The sequence below is a fragment of the Alicyclobacillus contaminans DSM 17975 genome, from assembly GCF_000429525.1.
GTDB lineage: Bacteria > Bacillota > Bacilli > Alicyclobacillales > Alicyclobacillaceae > Alicyclobacillus_A > Alicyclobacillus_A contaminans.
In genome coordinates this window covers 46,754-64,194 of the sequence record NZ_AUCA01000020.1, presented here as the reverse complement: position 1 = coordinate 64,194, position 17,441 = coordinate 46,754, and the positions used below count along the sequence as shown (strand labels likewise).

Sequence of the window (17,441 nt, the reverse complement as noted above, 5' to 3'; positions counted from 1 at the left end):
CTACCGGATGGCAGAGATGAAGGGGCGCTGCGAACGGTTCGATGAATGGATTCGGCGCAGGCTGCGAATGTGCATATGGAAGCAATGGAAACGAGTGCGCACGCGGTATCGGGAGCTACGCGCGTTGGGGCAACCGGAGTGGGTGGTCCACATGACAGCCAACTCACGCCGAGGGCCGTGGTTCATGGCGAGGATGCTGAACCAAGCCATGGACAAAACGTACTTTGAGCAACTGGGGCTGCGCAGTCTTCAGGCGAGATACCTTACGCTTCGTGGAGTTTCATGAACCGCCGTATGCGGACCCGCACGTACGGTGGTGTGAGAGGACGGGGGCTAGGCGCCCCCTCCTACTCGATCATGCGGGAGTATGGCCATCCCATTACCCCGGGAGTCCGAACAAGCCGACGGCGCTGGCTGCAAAACCCAAGCAGGCGGACGCGGCAATGTACCACAGGGCGGCGTTGACGCGGCCCTCCCGGAACAGCATGGTGCACTCGTACGTGAAGGTGGAGAACGTGGTGTACGCCCCACACAGGCCGGATCCGAGCAGCAGCATGGCGGCGGGCTGGGCGTGCGGCCAAATCACTCCCAGCCAGCGCGTGAACCAGCCGAGCAGAAAGCTTCCGCTGACGTTGATGAACAGGGTTGCCAGGGGAAAGGTGAGCATCCAACGTTCGCCTATCCACTTCGACAACGCGTAGCGCAGCAGTGCCCCCACCACGCCGCCGCCAACCCACAACCAGCTCATGAAGTCACATCCTTTCCGTCGGGTACGGTCCGCAGGCGGGATTGGCGCATGGCCAGACCGTAGCCAAGGCCGGCACAGGCGAGCCCGCCGAGGTAGCTCGCGACGAGGTACGCAGCGAACGCGAGCCAGAGCCCATTGCGCCACAGCGACCAGAGTTCCACGTTCAGGGTGGAGAAGGTCGTGAACGCGCCGATGAAACCGGTGCCGAATCCAATCCGAACGTGTGGATGAATCGGCATGCGCTCCAGCGTGAAGGTGTAAAACCAGGCCAATACAAAGCTGCCCGCCAGATTGATGAGCAGTGTGGCCACCGGGAAGCCGTGCACGGTGCCCAATTGCTCAGTCAGCCAGTAGCGGGCGCACGCACCGAGGAAGCCTCCCAGGGCCACCGCGACATAGGACATGCGTCTCCCTCCCATGATTCGGCGGCGAATCCAGGTTGTCCGTTTCAGTATACGGGCGTCCGCCACGGGTGGGCAACCGACCGCCGGCCGCAGCTCCACAAGAAGTGGACAATATCCGCATATACTGAACAGAGCGGATGGGACATGACGACCGGATGAGCGAAGGGGGGACCGCCGTGGACATCCCAAACAAGTACCTGCGCACGGCCGTGTTCGTGCTGGTGATTCTCATGTGTCTAAACCTCTTGGCGGGCATTCGACCGTTTCTCCGGGACGTCTGGCTGGTTGTGAAAGTCCTGTTCATTCCGTTCCTGGCCGCGATGATTGTGAGCTATGTGCTGCAACCGCTGGTGGAACAGTTGGTCCGCCGCAAAGTACCGCGCGGCATGGCGATTCTGCTGATTTACTTTGGGTTTGCCCTTGTGTTTACGGTGTTGCTTTTGAAGACACTGCCGGTCATCAGTCGGCAGTTGAGTCAGTTGGCCGAACACCTGCCCGCATTGATTGCCCAGGCAGACACGTGGCTGGACCAACTCGCGGAACGCCGCCGTTCCTTGCCGGACGCGCTGCGCGTGGGTGTGGAGCGGGCACTGGCTGATTTGCAGGGACATGTGACCCGAACGGCGGCCAACGTGCTTGGGATGGTGAGCACCACGGTCAACGCGGTGTTCGTCGCCTTCGTGGTGCCGTTTCTCGTGTATTACATGCTGAAGGACGGAAAGGCGATTGGCCGGGCGTTCATCCACCTGTTTCCACGCGCCTATCGCGATGAGGTGCGGGATATTCTGACGCAAATTGACGACACCCTCGGCGGTTACGTCCGCGGGCAGTTGCTCGTGATGACCGCTGTGGGGGTGCTCGGTTTTGCGGGCTACTTGGTCATCGGACTTCCGTACGCCCTCCTGTTCGCGGTGTTCCTTGCGACGATGGACGTTGTTCCGTATCTCGGTCCGTTCCTCGGCGCGGCGCCGGCGGTCATCCTTGGTTTCACCATCAGCCCGGCGATGGCGTTGAAAGTGTTGATTGTCAACGTGATTGTTCAGCAATGCGAGGGAAATCTCATTTCCCCGGCCATCATGGGCAGGACTCTGCATCTGCACCCTATGGCTATTGTGGCCGCAGTGCTGGTCGGTGGCGAGATTGGCGGCATGCTCGGGCTCATCTGCGCGGTTCCGCTGTTGGCGGTGATGAAGGTGGTGTACACCACCATCCGCGGTTCCTCCCGTTCCGGATGACGTGACGAACGTCGGCGGCGCAATCACGGTGCTGGACATCGGCGGGGCCGGTGGGCACAATGGAGGCAACGGTGTGTGGGAGGGATGTGCATGCGGTGGATGAAGCCGGCGGTGGCGCTGGCTGCGGTGAATTTGGCTGCGTTTCTCTGGACGTTTGGCGTGCTGGCCATCAAGGCATCCGCGCATTCGAACGGAGGCGATCCGGCGGAGGCGGTGAATCGACTGTCCGATGGGATTGGCTTGGCGCTCTCCATTTGGTCATTTTGGATGCTGACACGCGGTCGCACAACGAGTTTTCGAGCATCCGTGGCCTGCGTCCTCCTCAGTTTTCTCCCCGGCTGCGCTGGACTGGTGGTCTTATTGCGGTGGCTGGGCCCGCATCCGGTTTGACATCCTCTGCCCTTTTTGCATAAACTAAGTTCCAAATAGGGAAAGCAATGCGGGAACCAAGTACGCAGGCGGCAGTGACTGCCCAGAGAGGACGTCCAAGGGTGCAAGACGTCTCAGCGGCCGTGTGCGGAAGCCAGTCCCAAGCGCGTGGACAACGCCGGGTTCGCCCGTTAGCGCGGCAGAGTGACGGATGCCAGGGTATGGCAGCATCCGTAATCAGGGTGGTACCGCGAGACAGACCTCTCGTCCCTGTGGGGACAAGGGGCTTTTTTTATCTTCGCATTCTCTTTGAGGAGGAACATGATGAAACGTTTGACATCATCCCAAATTCGCAACATGTACAAGCAGTTTTTCGCGGAACGCGATCATCTCGTGTTTCCCAGTGCCAGTCTGGTGCCTCATGACGATCCGACCCTGCTGTGGATCAATGCCGGCATGGCGCCGCTCAAACCGTATTTCGACGGTCGGGAGATTCCGGAGAAACCGCGGATTGTGAGTTCGCAGAAGTGCATCCGCACCAACGACATTGAAAACGTCGGGCACACCGCGCGCCACCACACTATGTTCGAAATGCTTGGGAACTTCTCGTTCGGAGATTACTTCAAGCGGGAAGCGATCCGCTGGGCGTGGACGTTCCTCACCGAATGGCTGGAACTGGATCCGGAGCGGCTGTCCGTCACCGTGCATCACAGCGATGACGAGGCGTTTGAAATTTGGCACCAGGAGATTGGCCTGCCGAAAGAGCGCATCGTGCTCGGCGACGAGGACAACTTCTGGGAAATCGGAGAGGGTCCGTGCGGCCCGTGTTCAGAAATCTTCTATGATCGCGGTGTCCAGTACGGATGCGGAAAAGCGGACTGCAAAGCGGGCTGTGACTGCGACCGGTTCCTCGAGATCTGGAATCTGGTGTTCACTCAGTACAACAAGGAAGCGGATGGCAGCTACACGCCGCTGCCGAAGAAAAACATCGATACGGGCATGGGTCTCGAGCGCATCGCGTCGGTGCTGCAGGATGTTCCAAACAACTTTGAAACGGACCTGTTCATGCCCATCATCCAGGCCACGGCGGATGTTGCCGGCGTTCCGTACGGCGAAGACCCGGAGCGCGATGTCCACTTCAAGATCATCGCGGATCATTTGCGCACGGTGACGTTCGCCATCGGCGACGGCGTGCTGCCCGGCAACGAGGGTCGCAGCTACATCATCCGGCGCCTGCTCCGGCGCGCCGTGCGCAGCGGTCGAAAACTGGGCATTGAACGGCCGTTCTTCTTCCAACTGGTCCACGTGGTTTCGGACATCATGGGGGATGACTATCCGGAAGTCCGGGAAAAGAAGGATTTCATCGGCCGCGTGGTGCACACTGAAGAAGAACGCTTCCTCGAAACCCTGGCGGAAGGAGAGGCCCTCCTGCAAAACCTGTTGGACGACCTTCGGGCATCCGGTCAGTCGGTGCTGTCCGGCGAAGATGCGTTCCGGCTGTACGACACGTTTGGCTTTCCGATTGATTTAACGGAGGAAATGGCGCTGGAACAGGGAGTCTCGGTGGATCGGGACGGCTTCGCACATCATCTCGAAGCCCAACGCGAGCGGGCGCGTGCGGCGCGGCAGACTCAGGAGGGCATGAATGCGGACCGGGGTGTGCTCGAATCGCTGACGGTGCCGAGTGAATTCGTGGGCTACACCAAACTTGAAACGAACAGCGTGGTCACCGCCGTGGTTCGGGAGAATGAGCTGGTCGACGGGCTTCGCGAAGGCGAGGAAGGAGACATCCTGCTGGATGTCACCCCGTTTTACGCGGAGAGCGGTGGGCAGGTTGCGGACGTGGGCACCCTGTCGAGCCCGGCGGGCACGGCCCAGGTGCTCGATGTGAAGAAGGCGCCGCATGGGCAGCATTTGCACCGCGTCCGCGTGGTGTCCGGCCAACTGAAATCCGGTCAACCCGTGCGGGCGAGCGTTCAGGCGGATGTGCGCCGCGACATCGTGAAGAATCACACGGCAACCCACCTGCTGCACAAAGCGCTGAGGGAAGTCTTGGGAGAACACGTGGCCCAGGCCGGATCGCTCGTGGAGGGTCCTCGGCTGCGCTTCGACTTTTCCCATTTCGGCGCGCTGACGCCGGAGGAATTGGCCGACGTGGAGCGGCGGGTCAACGATGCCATCTGGCGAGACGATGTGGTGGACATCCGGCAGATGGACATCGATGAAGCCAAGGCGATGGGTGCCATGGCGCTGTTTGGGGAAAAGTACGGTAAGGTGGTCCGCGTGGTGAAAGCCGGAGATTACAGCATTGAATTGTGCGGTGGCTGCCACGTGGAGCGCACCGGGTTGATTGGGTTGTTCAAAATCACCTCCGAGACGGGGATTGGCGCCGGGGTACGGCGCATTGAGGCAGTGACCGGCCGCCATGCGTACGCCTACGTCCGTCAACAGGAACAATTGCTGCAGACGGCGGCGGGCCGGTTGAAGTCGACGGTGGGTGAATTCCTGCCGCGCTTGGATCGGGTGCTGGAGGATATCAAGCAGCTGGAACGGGATCTGGAATCCGCGGTGGCGAAGCTCAACCGCGGACGGGCGGCGGAATTGCTGCAACAGGTTCAGGAGATCCACGGGATACCGGTGTTGGCGGCGTTGGTGGCGGATGTCAACATGGACGGCTTGCGGCAATTGGTGGACGAAGTCCGGGAGAAACTGCCGACCCACGTGGTCGTGTTGGGGAGCGTCGTGGACGACAAGGTGCAGTTTGTGGCGGCCGTGTCGAAGGATTTGCAGGCGCGGAAACTCCATGCCGGACAGTTGGTCAAGCAGGTGGCGCAGGTGGCCGAAGGCGGCGGCGGCGGCCGCCCCGACCTGGCTCAGGCCGGAGGGAAAAATCCAGCCAAAGCCCGGGCGGCCATTGAGCAGGTCCCGCAGTTTGTCTCGGCGATGGCAGGAGAATCGGGCCGCTGAGCGAAATGGTTATACAGTGAGGTGCTCGAAACGGTGCAGGTGTGCGGGAAACCTGCACCGTTACCCGTTGGGATTTCAGGCCTGTGAAGGTGAAAGGGGTGGCCGATGTGAACATGGATGAAACCATGCGGTTTCAGGCAAAGTCCGAAAACGAGGAGGCCCGCCGTGCGTTTCAGCTGGCTTATCGAGCGTTGGCGGAGAAGGGGTACAACCCCATCTACCAGTTGGCGGGCTACCTGATTTCTGGAGATCCGGCATATATCACCAGTCATTTGGACGCGCGCAACACCATTCGCCGCATCGAGCGCGATGAATTGATTGAAGAACTGGTCAGAGCGTACGCGGAGCAATTTCGGGATGCGAATTCTCGGCATTGACTACGGCAGGGCGCGGATTGGTCTCGCACTCAGTGATCCCACCGGCCTGGTTGCGCAACCGCTGACGGTGCTGCACCGAGAGAGCGACGAAGCGGCGGCGGAACGGATTGCGGCATTGGCGGAACAGCACGAGGTTGAGCGCGTGGTGGTGGGATGGCCGCGCAATATGAATGGATCGGTCGGGGAACGGGCGAAACAATGCCAGGCGTTCGCCGCATTGGTGGAAGCGAAGACCGGGATTCCCGTTGACCTGTACGATGAACGGTTGACCACGGTCGCAGCGGAACGGATGTTGGTGGCGGCCAACCTGCGCCGAGAAAAACGCCGCACGGTGGTCGACGGCGTGGCGGCGGCAATGATGCTGCAAGGATATTTGGATGGGTTTCGGCGGCGAGACTCACACTGAGCGCGGTGTGAGTGCTAGACATAGTGCACGCTGGGGAGCGGAGGCGAGGCGCAGGGCGGTGTGACACGACGTCTGCATGGGAGAGAGATATCCGTTGACAAGGTTTTGGATCATATGGAGAAAGGCCTTTCACCGCAAGGGACTGCGGCGAGGCTTTGTTTTGTTGATTGGTTTGCTGTGCGTCGCTGCGCTGGCTGGCGGGGGGGGGTATCAGGCGTTGACGCCGCCGGCGGCGACGGGGAAATCGGTGCGATTCAGCATTCCGACCGGATGGACGTTGACGGATATCAGCCGGCAGTTGCAGAAGCAAGGGCTCATCCGCAACGCGTGGGTCTTTGAAACCTACGTGCGCTGGCGATATGGAAATGTACAGTTCCAGGCGGGAGACTATCAAATTCCCGTAGGAAGCGGTGTCTCGGAATTGGTTCACGTGCTGGAGCGCGGCGGCAGCGCGGGGAATGTGGTCAACGTGACCATCCCCGAAGGCTACACCGTCGCGCAAATCGCCGCGCGTCTGCAGGCGTCGAACGTGTGCAGCGCAACGGCGTTTGTGAAAGAGGTGCAGACGGGCACTTTCAGCAACTCGTTTCTACAATCTCTGCCCGCGTCCGCGCACGTGAAGTATCGGCTGGAAGGGTATCTGTTTCCCGACACGTATCAATTCTCAGTCAATGAATCGGCCCACGACGTGGTGCAGGAGATGCTTGACACCTTCGAGGAACAGGTCGTCCATCCGCTCGGCGCGCAAATTCAACACAGCGGGCTCAGTTTGTCGCAAGTGATCACCGAGGCTTCGCTGGTGGAGCGCGAGGCGCGGGTCAGCGCCGAGCGGCCGGTGATTGCCAGCGTGATTCAAAACCGCCTGCACAAGGGCATGAAACTGCAGATTGACGCCACGCTCGAGTATATCCTCGGCCATCGGGATGTCGTGACCATACAGGATACACGAGTGAATGATCCGTACAACACCTATTTGCACCAGGGGCTGCCGCCGGGGCCCATTGCGAATCCGGGACTGGCTTCCATCAAGGCGGTGCTGCATCCGGCAAAGACAAACTATCTCTATTACGTGGTAAAAAATGACGGAAGCGGGGAACACTACTTCGCAGTGACGTACGCAGAGCAGTTGAAGAATGAGGCGCGGAGCGCAGAGAACCTTCGAACGCACGCGAAGTGATGTCTCCGTGCACGGCGGCGCCAATGCGAATGTTGGAGTGTAGCCCGTGGTGCGTAGGCGATTGGTTTGGCTCAACGGCTTGACATTGATGGCTCTGTTTGCGCTGTTGGTTCGCGTGTTCGGAGCCACCGCTGCGGCGGAGGGGAGCGAGGGCGCGTCGAGGCGGTGGCAGGATACGTTGGCCGGGCGCGCCGACTTGCAGCATTTTCAGGTGCTGCAGGTGGACGACGGCAGAGGGCGCATTCGCTATCGCAATGGACTGGCCCTCTGGGATGGTGCGGTCGTCACCGAATGGGCCGGCCACCGCTGGCGAATCCATTCCGAGTTGCCAGGAGCTGTCGATACGCTGGCCGGGCGCGTGGGCAAGCCGGATGTGTGGCCCAATCCCCATCGCGCGGTGGCGGAGCAGGGGCGGAGCGGCATGGAGTTGACGTTTGACGCCGCGCTGCAATCCCGTCGCCCCAGCCTGGTGGCCCGCCTGAGAACGCCCGAGGGCCGCGTGTCCTCCGACACCCTCTACGTGGCCCATGCCCTGCCGGGAGCGGACGTACGAACCACGCTGGACGTGGGGTGGCAGCGGCGGGCCGAGGCCTGGCTTGCCGACCACAGGGTGCGGGATGGTGCCGTCGTGGTGCTGGATGTGGCCACCAATCAGATGCTCGCCGCCGCGGGCGTCCGAGCGGGTCACCCAGATGCGACGGTGGCGGTGACCCCGTTCACGCCGGGATCCATCTTCAAATTGGTGACCGGCGCGGCTGCGTTGGACGCGTACCGAGCCCGCCCGGACAGCGTATTTCTGTGCCTTGGGGGGATTCGCACCCCGTTGGTGCGGATGCACTGTTGGCGGGTGCACGGGCGCCTGTCCTTCACGGAGGCCCTGGCGGAATCCTGTGATACCGCGTTTGCAGAGCTGGGCATGGCGATGGGCCGGGCGGGCCTGACAGCCGAAACGCATCGCCTCCATCTGGCCGAAACGCAGTTGCAGACCGTGGATGGACGAACCGTCGTCCGGGAAGCGCGCTCAGGCGTGGTATTCCGTCGCGCCGGGAGGGATGATGGGCTGTTGGCGAATACGGCCATCGGTCAGCAGGACGTGCGGCTGAGTCCATTGCAGGTTGCGAACCTGGCTCGGACCGTCGCCGCCGGTGGACGGATGGCGCCGGTGCGACTGGTGTTGGATCTGGAGCTCGGAGGATGCGTGCTGCGCGCGTTTCCGGTGCCGTCGTGGGGCCAGGCCATGTCCAGGCAGACCGCGCATTGGCTTGGCGCGGGGATGCGTCATGCGGTCACCTCCCCGACGGGGACCGCCCACAGTTTGGCCCGTGCGCCCGTTCCGGCTGCGGTGAAAACCGGCACGGCGGAATTGGCGCGGGGCGGTCTCGTCAATGGCTGGATGGCGGGCTATGCACCGTATGCCCATCCCCGGATTGCGTTTGCGGTGTATGTGGGAAAGGTGCCTTCAGCAGAGGCTCACCACCTGACACAGTCGGTCGCGCGGGCTGTCCTCGAGACGTACAGGCAGTTTTACGGGACCCCTGACATAGGCTAGACACAGCGGGCCTGATGGAGGTGGGACCATGCCTGGGATTTTAACCTTGTTGACGCTCGTGCTGAAAGATGTGTCCGTCTTTGTCTCTTACGTCAAGAACAACGCCTTCCCCCAACCGCTCAGCGCAGAGGAGGAAGCGCATTGGCTGGCGCGGATGGCCGAAGGGGACACCACCGCCCGAAACAAGTTGATTGAGCACAACCTGCGACTGGTTGCGCACCTGGCGAAGAAATACGAAGGATCCGGTGAAGACCCGGACGACCTGATATCGATTGGAACCATCGGCCTGATCAAAGCCGTCGAAAGCTATCACCCTGACCGCGGCACGAAGTTGGCCACGTTTGCGGCCCGGTGCATCCACAACGAGATCCTCATGTACCTGCGGAGCAACCGCAAACACAAGCGCGACACCTCCCTCCACGATCCCATCGGGACGGACAAGGATGGCAACGAGATGACGCTCGCCGATCTGTTGGGAACCAGTGCGGACGAGATTGTCGAACAGGTGGACTTCTCCTGGGAGAAACAAAAAATGTTTGAACACTTGCCGAAGTTGGCCGCGAGAGAGCGCGAGGTGCTCTGCAAGCGATTCGGGATTCCCGATGGTGAGGAGCGCACGCAGCGCGAGATTGCGGTGGAACTCGGCATTTCGCGTTCCTACGTGTCGCGGATTGAACGCAAAGCGCTGACCAAGTTGTACAATTCCCTGAAAGCGGGTCGGGGGGCGCAGATGGAAGCAGGCGAATCCGACCAAGCGCTGGTCGATGAACGCGGATGATCTCCGTCCGTCGCGCGTTGCCGGGCTTTCCGCGTGTGTGGTACAGTGAACAGTACCAAATTCGCAGTCGATGCTGGACCCGGGGAGGGTCCGGCAGCTGCATGGAGGCTGTGCATGCACTGGTTGGAACGACTTTGGCCGGACGAATACGTAGCGGACATCCAGCAGATTGATCTGGACAAGCTGCGTGCCAACGGCTATCGATTAATCCTCACGGATTTGGATAATACGCTGGTCCCCTGGAACCATCCAGAGCTGCCGGATGCGTTGGTCGACTGGCTGCGGGCGGTACGACAGCGCGGATTTTCGGTGTGCATTCTGTCGAACAACGCCGGGCCACGGGTGAACGCGTTCGCCGCCAAGGCGGGGGTCGATTACATCGCGGCAGCCCGAAAACCAAAACAGGAAGCGTTTCGGCGCGCGCTGGCGCAGTTTGGCGTGCCGCCTGAAGCCGCCGTGATGGTCGGGGATCAACTGTTCACAGACATCCAGGGCGGCAACCGCTGCGGACTGTATACCATTCTGGTTCTGCCCATCGCAGAACGGGAATGGTGGGGGACGCGGTTGGTTCGGCGCCTGGAACGCATCGTCCTTCGCAGACTGGTCCGAAAAGGCTTGGTGATTCCGCAAAGAAAGGTGAAAGGCAATGAGTGAGCGAGAACTGTCGACGGAGAGCGAACGCCACTGCGCCGGCTGCGGCATCGTTCTGCAATCGGATTTTCCCGACGCTCCAGGCTATGCGCCTGCCAGCGCCCTGGCGCGGAGTCAGCCCGTCTGCCGACGCTGTTTCCGCATCCGTCATTACGGAGAGTTTTCCCGCATCGTCATCCCATACGACCAGTATCGCAGGGAAGTTTCCGCGATTGCCGCACATCCGGGGCTCGTCCTGTACGTGGTCGATGTATTCGATTTGCCTGGTTCCGTCATACCGGATTTGGCGGGGCTCATCGGTGGCAGCCGAGTGATTGCGGTGGTCAACAAAGTGGACCTGCTGCCTCGGGAGGTTCGCGTCGAAGCACTGGCGTCGTGGATTCGCAGGGAACTGCGGAAGTCGGGCGTGGAGCTGGCGGACGTGGTGTTTGTCAGCGGCAGCACCGGATTTGGCATGGATCGCCTGTTGGCAAATGTGGAGGCCGCGCGAGAGGACATCGTCTACGCGGTCGGTATGGCGAACGTTGGGAAGTCCACCATTTTGAACGGATTGATGCGTCGTCTGCAACAAGATGCGCAGTTTACCGCCTCGAGGGTCCCGGGGACGACCATCGGTATGGTCAGCACGCGCCTGACCACAGAGCACGGGCGCGTGAAGGTGGTGTCGGACACTCCCGGTCTGCTGAACGGGGATCGGGTGATTGACAAACTGTGCGGCGATTGCCTGAAGCAAACCATTCCACAGGATCCGCTGCGGCAGCGAGTGTATCAGCTCGATCCCGGCCAGACCCTGTGGCTCGGTGGTTTCGCGCGCTTTGACTTCCTGTCGGGTCCGCATCAGCCAGTGGTGGTTCACGTCAGCAACCGCCTGGTGGTTCATCGGACGAAGGTGGAGCGGGCGGAGGCCATCTATGCCGAACACTCGGACGACATCTTGAAGGTCCCGTGTCCGGAATGCCGGCGTTCGCTTGGCAAATTGGTTCCCTGGACCCTTCGCGCCGTCCGACAAAAACCGTTGCACGGCGAAACCGATAGGGCGATTGAAATCCCCGCGGCGGGATGCGACGTGGTGTTGTCGGGGCTGGGGTGGATTTCGCTCCAAGGACACAACATTCGCGCCGTGCTGTACGCGCCGCCGGGCGTTCGCGTCAGCCAGCGGCCGCGGCTGCTCGGCCAATTGAGCCGAGCGGGGCGGACGTGACAGCAAATCGGTGCTAACCGAACGCCACCCGCAATACACCTAGAGTAAGACAGCGCAGTCGCCACCTTTGCGGTGGCGTTCCTGGCGCGCGTGTGGGTGGTGAAGGTGTGTCCGAAGTCGTCAGACAGCAGGCGCCGGTGCCGGTATCACCGGAGAACGCTGGGTGTGATCTGACCGTGGATGGATTGTTGGGGCGTTTGCAGCAGCTGGTCGCCGAAACGCGGATGTGCCATCCGGAATGGGCTGAATGCGGTTTGTACGACGTATCCCTGCGCCTTGAGGGCGGCCAACTGACTGCGGTACTTCATTTCCAATCCTGACCGTACGCGAAGGCTAGCTGCCTTCGCGGCTTTTTTGTGACGAGCATCGGCCGTGGCATGCAAAGCGATCCAACTTATGCTATAGTTAAGCCGTTTCGAGGGCCTGTCTGACGGAGGAGGGAGCGGCGATGGCAACCGCGCTGTACGGTTTGCTTGGATGGCCTGTGGGCCACAGCGTATCGCCGCCGATGATGATGGCGGCCTTCGCTGCTGCAGAGATGGACGGTGTCTACCTGCCTTTCGCGGTGCATCCGGATCGCATCGCCGATGCGGTTCGCGGCTTGCAGGCGCTGGGCGCGGTGGGCGTGAATGTGACGATTCCACACAAGCAGAGTGTGTATGCGTTGACGACGGATGCGACGGCGGAGGCCACGTTGGCGAAGGCGGTCAACTGCCTTGCGTTCCGGAGCGACGGCGGCATTTCCGGACATAATACGGATGTCCTCGGCTGGTGGTCAGCCGTGGCGCCGATGGTGGGGAAGGTGCCGCCGAAGCAGGTGACCCTGCTTGGGGCAGGTGGCGCGGCGCGAGCTGTGGTCACCGCTCTCGCTCTGAACCACCCGGAGACCCGGTTGCTTCTGGTCGCCAGAAACCCAGAGCAGGCGCTGGCGCTGGCCAAAGAATTTGCAGATTCTCTGCATACCGACGTGGCGTCGTGGGAGGAGCGGCATGAAGCCGTGAACCGGGCCGAGTGGGTGGTGAATTCCACCCCCATCGGCATGTCTCCGAATGTGTCGGCGTGTCCCCTGGCGGATGCGGGCTGCCTGCATCCGGGCCAGTTTGTGCAGGATTTGATTTACCGGCCCTCGCCCACCCGGCTGTTGGCCATGGCCGCAGAACGGGGCTGCATCGTTCAGGACGGGTTGCCGATGCTGGTGGGGCAGGGCGCTGCCGCGTTCCACTGGTGGACGGGGATGGACGCTCCGGTGGACGCGATGCAGCGGGCCGCGTACACGGCTTTGCAATTGGGATAATCCGCGCCACGACGTGGCGCGGCGAATGAAACGGGGCGTTGGATAGTGTTGACCGGGAAACAAAAGCGGTATTTGCGCGCGCAGGCTCATCACCTGTCGGCGGCCATGCAGATTGGCAAAGGCGGAGTCACATCCGGTGTGCTGGAACAGGTGGAGCAGGACCTGGAAGCGCATGAATTGTTGAAAATTACGGTTCTCGAGACGAGTCCGCTGACCCGCGACGAAGTGGCGGAAATTCTCGTGGAAGAAACGGGCGCGGAGTGGGTGCAGTCGTTAGGACGCACGATTGTCCTGTACCGGCCATCGGCGGAGAACCCACAGATTGTGCTGCCGCAGTGATGAACGTCATTCTGTTTGGCGGCACGTTCAATCCGCCGCATGTCGGTCACTTGATGATGTCGCAGTTGGCGCTCGAGCAGACTGGCGCCGATGCGGTCTGGTTCCTGCCGGCGCTGGTGCCGCCCCACAAACAGCAGGTGCAGGAACCATTTGAGCTGCGAGTACAGATGGTGGAAGCATTGATCGCGGGGATGCCGGGAATGTCGGTGTGTGACATTGAACGGGAACTGCCGGTGCCTTCGTATACTGTGGATACGCTGCGGGCCCTGCGACGCCGGTACCCGGATTATCGCTTTCAGTTTCTGCTTGGCGCGGACAGTTTGGCGACGCTGCCGGGGTGGTACCGGGCCGATGAGTTGGTGCATATGGCCACCATTCTGGTGGCCGCGCGCACCGGACATTCGCTGACCGACGTGTTGTCCGACGCCAAGCGGCAGCTGCCCGCCATGGAGGTCCGCGTGGTGGAGATGCCGCTGTCGGATGTGTCTTCGACATTTTTGCGGGATCGACTCAATCACGGATTGCCCACGTGCGGCTGGGTACCTGAGGCGGTGTTGGAACTGTGGCGGCGATACACGACCGCTGCGGGGGAGGGGACCTGCGGACGAACAGCGAGTCCCGGCGCGTGACGGCGTGTTTGGATGGGGGAACGAAAGCTGTGGATGAACGGGTACTTGACGAACAGCTGTGGATGGATAAAGTTCGGGCGGAAATGTCCGAAGCCCGCTATGACCATGTGGTGGGCGTGGTGGAGATGGCGGACGCGTTGGCGCGGCGTTTTGGCGTCAATGTGGCGGATGCGCGCTGCGCGGCCTGGATGCACGACTTGGCTCGGGAGTGGCCGCTGGAGCGTCTGACCCAAATTGCCGAGGAAATTGATTTGCCGAGCGGTTTTGCCTCCATTCCGGCGCTGCTGCACGGCCCGGTGGCGGCTCATTTCGCGGCGCGCTGGTTCGGCATCGACAATGAAGACGTGCTCAACGCCATCCGGTATCACACCACCGGACGCCCGGGCATGTCCATGCTGGAGAAAATCCTGTACTTGGCGGATGGGATTGAACGCGGGCGGGTGTACCCCGGCGTGGATCACATTCGGACACTGGCGGAGTCCGACCTGGATCAGGCGGTGGCGGCTTCCTTCGACAATACACTGCAGTATCTGATTCTGACGCATCAACCGATATTTCCATTGACGGTGATGGCGCGCAACGAGTTGTGGGAACGCTTGACACAGGCGCCCCAGGCGCGCTAGGTGTAGGGTACACCGTTCCTCATCTCCGTCGGGCGACGGAGGAGCCCTTTCGGCTTCAGATCAAAGATGACTGGAGGAAAGCGAATGCAACGTACAACCGATCAACTGGCACTGCAGGCTGCTGCTGCGGCCGCGGACAAGAAAGCGAAGGACATTGTGGTATTGGATATCCACGAATTGACGCCGATGGCGGATTACTTCGTGATCTGTTCGGCCAACTCCAGCACACAGCTGGAGGCTGTGGCGCGAGCGGTGCGGGATCGGCTGGAAGAACTGGGGATGCGTTGCAAGGGGACAGAGGGGCTCGAGGAGGGGCGCTGGGTGCTCATGGACTTCGGCGACGTGGTTGTGCACGTGTTCCGTCCGGAAGAGCGCGAGTTTTACCACTTGGAACGGCTGTGGGGCGACGCGCGGCAAATTCCGTTCGACGAGGCGCGTGAAGCGCGTTGAAACCGTACCGTATCCTGGCGGGGGTCTACGATGCGTTCATGCAGGATGGGCCGCAGAAAACATGGGCTCGGTGGCTGCTCGAGCGGTTTGGTCATCTGAAGCAGCTGGACGTGGCGGACGTGGGGTGTGGAACCGGACAACTCACGGTTCGGTTGGCACCTCACTGCCGTCAGATTTACGGGATCGATATTTCGGAGGACATGTTGTCCCAAGCTGCGGCTGCCGCGATGGCGGCGAACGTCCGCGTGCAGTGGCTCTGCCAGCCGGCGCAGTCGCTGCGATTGCCGACTCCGGTCGATGTGGTGGTCGCCTCGTGCGATGTGCTGAACTACCTTGTGAATGAAGGCGACCTGGAAGCTGCGGTGCAAAGCGTGGCTCGCGCGCTCCGGACAGGCGGCTGGTTCTGCTTCGACATTCTCGGTCCGGCGAGACTGGCGGCGCTTCAGGCGGGCGGTTGGCACGATGTCCGGGAAGAAGCGGTGGTGGTGGTCGATACAGACATCAATGAAGAGGGCATCATCACTTACGAAGTGGAATTGTTCACGCAGGTCTCCGGCCGCCGATACGAACGTGCGACGGAGATCCACCGGCAGCGGGCCATACCGTGGCCGCAGCTGCGCGATGTGCTGGAGCGCGAAGGGTTTGAAGTGGTGGAATGTGTCGGTGATTTCGGCGCGAACGAGGTGGCGCACGCAGACAGAGTCTGCGTGTTGAGCCGGCGTACCGGTCTGTGACGCGGTACGCTAGTCAGCCGCTTCTTCCTGAACCTTGGCCAGATACGTCTGAAAGTGAGAGAGGTAATCCGGCCGCTCCGCGAAAAACAGAACGAGGGCCTGCAGTGAGCTCAACGTATCCGGACTCACGTGGTGTTCAATTCCCTCCACGTCCCGCTGGATAATGTCCTCCTGAACGCCGAGCATGCGCAAAAAGTCCTCCAGCATGTGATGGCGTTCCTTCATCAGCTTGCCGAGTTTGTGACCACGTGCGGTGAGCACAATGCCCCGATATTTCTCGTATGTGACATACTGATTCTCGTCCAGTTTCTGAAGCATCTTCGTCACAGACGAGGGTTGCACATCCAGAGACGAGGCGATGTCCGACACGCGAGCATACCCCTTCTCCTTCATCAACTCATAAATTTTTTCCAAATAGTCTTCCATGCTTGGTGTTAACAATCGAACAACCCCCGAATTTGCTTGCCTTCATCTTACCTTATCCGCATTGACAATGCCACAGGGACGAACAGCCCGAATTTTTCCGGGTCTGATACAAGATATGCAATCAAGGAGTGTCGGGAAAACAGGGGATGGCCGCCCGCCTCCGAATTAGTGTGGTACCAAGCGGGAGGGGTGACGATATATGAACGAGGCTGCGTCCGCAGTGGAGGATGTCAACGCAGAGGCGTCGGCGGTGACTGGCTGGTCGGAGAAAGAAGCGGAGACACCGGAGCACGCCTACGAATGGACGGGTGAGCCGCTGGACCAGCGTTCCTGGTCCGGCCGTGTGCGCGGCATGTTGGCGGTGTTCTGTCTGACCGCGGCAGCGTTCGCAGCGGGAATGGGTTTACACTGGATGGAGGGCGGCTCAGGAACGGCTCCAACGGCCCCGGTGTCGAACCAGACGACCGGAGCCAACGCGTCGCCGGCGGACAACGGGATCTTGGTGGACGTGCATGGTGACGTGCGGCGACCCGGCGTGTATCGATTGACGGTCAACGCCCGGGTGAAGGACGCGGTGTCTGCCGCCGGGGGTTACCGCCATGCGGAAGACGCGGAACTGGTCAACGAGGCGGCGGTGTTGGACGACGGCGGGGAGTTGGTGATTCCCAACGCCGCCGACGCGGCGACGGATCATCGGGACGCTGCAAATTCTCCGGACACCACCCTTGATTCGGGGACGGCGTCGACATCCGTGCCAGCGTCGGCGAGCACGGATGGGCCTGTCGGCGGAAAGATTGACCTGAACACCGCCACGGAGGAGACGCTGGAGACGCTCCCGGGCATTGGTCCGGCCAAAGCGGCGGCGATTGTGCGGTACCGGCAGGCGCACGGGGCGTTTCATCAACTGGAGGACCTGCTGCAGGTGCCGGGTATCGGAGCCGCGACGGCGGCTCGGCTGCAGCCCTACGTGGTGGTGCAACCTACCTGAATCTGGCGCGGCGGCGACCGACACAAACCGAAGGCGCAGGTCGCAGGTTATGGCGCGGACCGTTCGCCGCCGCACACCGTGGCAGTCGTGGTGGGC

General features: G+C 61.5%; 22 protein-coding genes. 19 read left to right on the top strand and 3 right to left on the bottom strand.

Going from position 1 to position 17,441, the window contains the following annotated elements:
- Positions 1 to 286: group II intron maturase-specific domain-containing protein (locus tag G463_RS0109110; RefSeq protein ID WP_026974922.1), on the top strand; the 286-nt coding region annotated here is incomplete at its 5' end.
- A 93-nt stretch (positions 287 to 379) separates the two neighbouring features.
- Here G463_RS0109110 and crcB (G463_RS0109105) read toward each other — a convergent pair.
- Positions 380 to 748, bottom strand: coding sequence for a fluoride efflux transporter CrcB (crcB, locus tag G463_RS0109105; protein ID WP_026974921.1), 369 nt, complete (start codon positions 746 to 748; stop codon positions 380 to 382).
- On the bottom strand, positions 745 to 1,152 hold the full coding sequence (crcB, locus tag G463_RS0109100; protein WP_026974920.1) for a fluoride efflux transporter CrcB: 408 nt from the start codon (positions 1,150 to 1,152) through the stop codon (positions 745 to 747). The genes crcB (G463_RS0109105) and crcB (G463_RS0109100) overlap by 4 nt, the downstream gene beginning before the upstream one ends.
- 176 nt (positions 1,153 to 1,328) lie before the next feature.
- On the opposite strand from crcB (G463_RS0109100), the gene G463_RS0109095 reads away from it, so the two are divergent.
- The 17 genes from G463_RS0109095 to G463_RS19620 all read left to right on the top strand — a co-directional run bounded on the left by G463_RS0109095 (position 1,329) and on the right by G463_RS19620 (position 15,931).
- Positions 1,329 to 2,387 carry an AI-2E family transporter gene (locus G463_RS0109095; protein WP_245575780.1) on the top strand — a complete coding sequence of 353 codons (1,059 nt, stop codon included), beginning with the start codon at positions 1,329 to 1,331 and terminating at the stop codon, positions 2,385 to 2,387.
- Between the two features lie 90 nt (positions 2,388 to 2,477).
- Positions 2,478 to 2,777 (top strand): hypothetical protein, encoded by a 300-nt coding sequence (locus tag G463_RS0109090; RefSeq protein WP_026974918.1) that lies wholly within the window; start codon positions 2,478 to 2,480, stop codon positions 2,775 to 2,777.
- 303 nt (positions 2,778 to 3,080) lie between these two features.
- Positions 3,081 to 5,723: an alanine--tRNA ligase gene (alaS, locus tag G463_RS0109085; protein ID WP_156900150.1), complete on the top strand. Its 2,643-nt coding sequence runs from the start codon at positions 3,081 to 3,083 to the stop codon at positions 5,721 to 5,723.
- A gap of 113 nt (positions 5,724 to 5,836) precedes the next feature.
- Positions 5,837 to 6,100, top strand: a complete 264-nt coding sequence (locus G463_RS0109080) for an IreB family regulatory phosphoprotein (RefSeq protein ID WP_156900152.1) — start codon at positions 5,837 to 5,839, stop codon at positions 6,098 to 6,100.
- Positions 6,081 to 6,506: a Holliday junction resolvase RuvX gene (ruvX, locus tag G463_RS0109075; protein WP_026974915.1), complete on the top strand. Its 426-nt coding sequence runs from the start codon at positions 6,081 to 6,083 to the stop codon at positions 6,504 to 6,506. Before G463_RS0109080 ends, ruvX begins: the two co-directional genes overlap by 20 nt.
- Before the next feature lie 94 nt (positions 6,507 to 6,600).
- Positions 6,601 to 7,683, top strand: coding sequence for an endolytic transglycosylase MltG (gene mltG / locus G463_RS0109070; protein WP_169725458.1), 1,083 nt, complete (start codon positions 6,601 to 6,603; stop codon positions 7,681 to 7,683).
- Positions 7,684 to 7,729: 46 nt separating this feature from the next.
- Positions 7,730 to 9,232 carry a penicillin-binding transpeptidase domain-containing protein gene (locus G463_RS0109065; RefSeq protein ID WP_026974913.1) on the top strand — a complete coding sequence of 501 codons (1,503 nt, stop codon included), beginning with the start codon at positions 7,730 to 7,732 and terminating at the stop codon, positions 9,230 to 9,232.
- A 28-nt stretch (positions 9,233 to 9,260) separates the two neighbouring features.
- Complete coding sequence (gene sigK / locus G463_RS19630) at positions 9,261 to 10,010, top strand: RNA polymerase sporulation sigma factor SigK (protein WP_051322129.1); 750 nt, start codon at positions 9,261 to 9,263, stop codon at positions 10,008 to 10,010.
- Positions 10,011 to 10,124: 114 nt separating this feature from the next.
- A complete protein-coding gene (locus G463_RS0109055) occupies positions 10,125 to 10,664 on the top strand; it encodes a YqeG family HAD IIIA-type phosphatase (RefSeq protein ID WP_211227398.1) in 540 nt (179 codons plus the stop codon).
- A complete protein-coding gene (gene yqeH / locus G463_RS0109050; protein ID WP_035486470.1) occupies positions 10,657 to 11,862 on the top strand; it encodes a ribosome biogenesis GTPase YqeH in 1,206 nt (401 codons plus the stop codon). Before G463_RS0109055 ends, yqeH begins: the two co-directional genes overlap by 8 nt.
- A 107-nt stretch (positions 11,863 to 11,969) precedes the next feature.
- On the top strand, positions 11,970 to 12,182 hold the full coding sequence (locus G463_RS0109045) for a hypothetical protein (protein ID WP_026974910.1): 213 nt from the start codon (positions 11,970 to 11,972) through the stop codon (positions 12,180 to 12,182).
- A gap of 128 nt (positions 12,183 to 12,310) precedes the next feature.
- Positions 12,311 to 13,156, top strand: a complete 846-nt coding sequence (gene aroE, locus G463_RS0109040; RefSeq protein WP_026974909.1) for a shikimate dehydrogenase — start codon at positions 12,311 to 12,313, stop codon at positions 13,154 to 13,156.
- 45 nt (positions 13,157 to 13,201) lie between these two features.
- Positions 13,202 to 13,495, top strand: a complete 294-nt coding sequence (yhbY, locus tag G463_RS0109035) for a ribosome assembly RNA-binding protein YhbY (protein ID WP_026974908.1) — start codon at positions 13,202 to 13,204, stop codon at positions 13,493 to 13,495.
- Positions 13,495 to 14,124, top strand: coding sequence for a nicotinate (nicotinamide) nucleotide adenylyltransferase (gene nadD / locus G463_RS19625; protein ID WP_245575785.1), 630 nt, complete (start codon positions 13,495 to 13,497; stop codon positions 14,122 to 14,124). Before yhbY ends, nadD begins: the two co-directional genes overlap by 1 nt.
- 29 nt (positions 14,125 to 14,153) lie before the next feature.
- Positions 14,154 to 14,747 (top strand): bis(5'-nucleosyl)-tetraphosphatase (symmetrical) YqeK, encoded by a 594-nt coding sequence (yqeK, locus tag G463_RS0109025; protein ID WP_245575778.1) that lies wholly within the window; start codon positions 14,154 to 14,156, stop codon positions 14,745 to 14,747.
- 84 nt (positions 14,748 to 14,831) lie between these two features.
- Complete coding sequence (rsfS, locus tag G463_RS0109020; protein WP_026974906.1) at positions 14,832 to 15,197, top strand: ribosome silencing factor; 366 nt, start codon at positions 14,832 to 14,834, stop codon at positions 15,195 to 15,197.
- Entirely contained in the window at positions 15,194 to 15,931 is a 738-nt protein-coding gene (locus G463_RS19620; protein ID WP_051322127.1) for a class I SAM-dependent DNA methyltransferase, read from the top strand. Before rsfS ends, G463_RS19620 begins: the two co-directional genes overlap by 4 nt.
- A gap of 9 nt (positions 15,932 to 15,940) precedes the next feature.
- Here the strand turns inward: G463_RS19620 and mntR are convergent, their stop codons facing one another.
- On the bottom strand, positions 15,941 to 16,372 hold the full coding sequence (mntR, locus tag G463_RS0109010; RefSeq protein WP_026974905.1) for a transcriptional regulator MntR: 432 nt from the start codon (positions 16,370 to 16,372) through the stop codon (positions 15,941 to 15,943).
- 184 nt (positions 16,373 to 16,556) lie between these two features.
- Between mntR and G463_RS21710 the strand changes: the two genes are divergently transcribed.
- Positions 16,557 to 17,345, top strand: coding sequence for a ComEA family DNA-binding protein (locus tag G463_RS21710; RefSeq protein ID WP_051322126.1), 789 nt, complete (start codon positions 16,557 to 16,559; stop codon positions 17,343 to 17,345).
- Positions 17,346 to 17,441 lie beyond the last annotated feature (96 nt).

Bases quoted from the DNA above. Each gene is read 5' to 3' on its own strand.
- crcB (WP_026974920.1), bottom strand. From the start codon at position 1,152: ATGTCCTATGTCGCGGTGGCCCTGGGAGGCTTCCTCGGTGCGTGCGCC.
- sigK (WP_051322129.1), top strand. From the start codon at position 9,261: ATGCCTGGGATTTTAACCTTGTTGACGCTCGTGCTGAAAGATGTGTCC.
- crcB (WP_026974921.1), bottom strand. From the start codon at position 748: ATGAGCTGGTTGTGGGTTGGCGGCGGCGTGGTGGGGGCACTGCTGCGC.
- rsfS (WP_026974906.1), top strand. From the start codon at position 14,832: ATGCAACGTACAACCGATCAACTGGCACTGCAGGCTGCTGCTGCGGCC.
- nadD (WP_245575785.1), top strand. From the start codon at position 13,495: ATGAACGTCATTCTGTTTGGCGGCACGTTCAATCCGCCGCATGTCGGT.
- alaS (WP_156900150.1), top strand. From the start codon at position 3,081: ATGAAACGTTTGACATCATCCCAAATTCGCAACATGTACAAGCAGTTT.
- aroE (WP_026974909.1), top strand. From the start codon at position 12,311: ATGGCAACCGCGCTGTACGGTTTGCTTGGATGGCCTGTGGGCCACAGC.
- G463_RS21710 (WP_051322126.1), top strand. From the start codon at position 16,557: ATGAACGAGGCTGCGTCCGCAGTGGAGGATGTCAACGCAGAGGCGTCG.
- G463_RS0109090 (WP_026974918.1), top strand. From the start codon at position 2,478: ATGCGGTGGATGAAGCCGGCGGTGGCGCTGGCTGCGGTGAATTTGGCT.
- ruvX (WP_026974915.1), top strand. From the start codon at position 6,081: ATGCGAATTCTCGGCATTGACTACGGCAGGGCGCGGATTGGTCTCGCA.
- G463_RS0109080 (WP_156900152.1), top strand. From the start codon at position 5,837: ATGGATGAAACCATGCGGTTTCAGGCAAAGTCCGAAAACGAGGAGGCC.
- yqeH (WP_035486470.1), top strand. From the start codon at position 10,657: ATGAGTGAGCGAGAACTGTCGACGGAGAGCGAACGCCACTGCGCCGGC.
- G463_RS0109055 (WP_211227398.1), top strand. From the start codon at position 10,125: ATGCACTGGTTGGAACGACTTTGGCCGGACGAATACGTAGCGGACATC.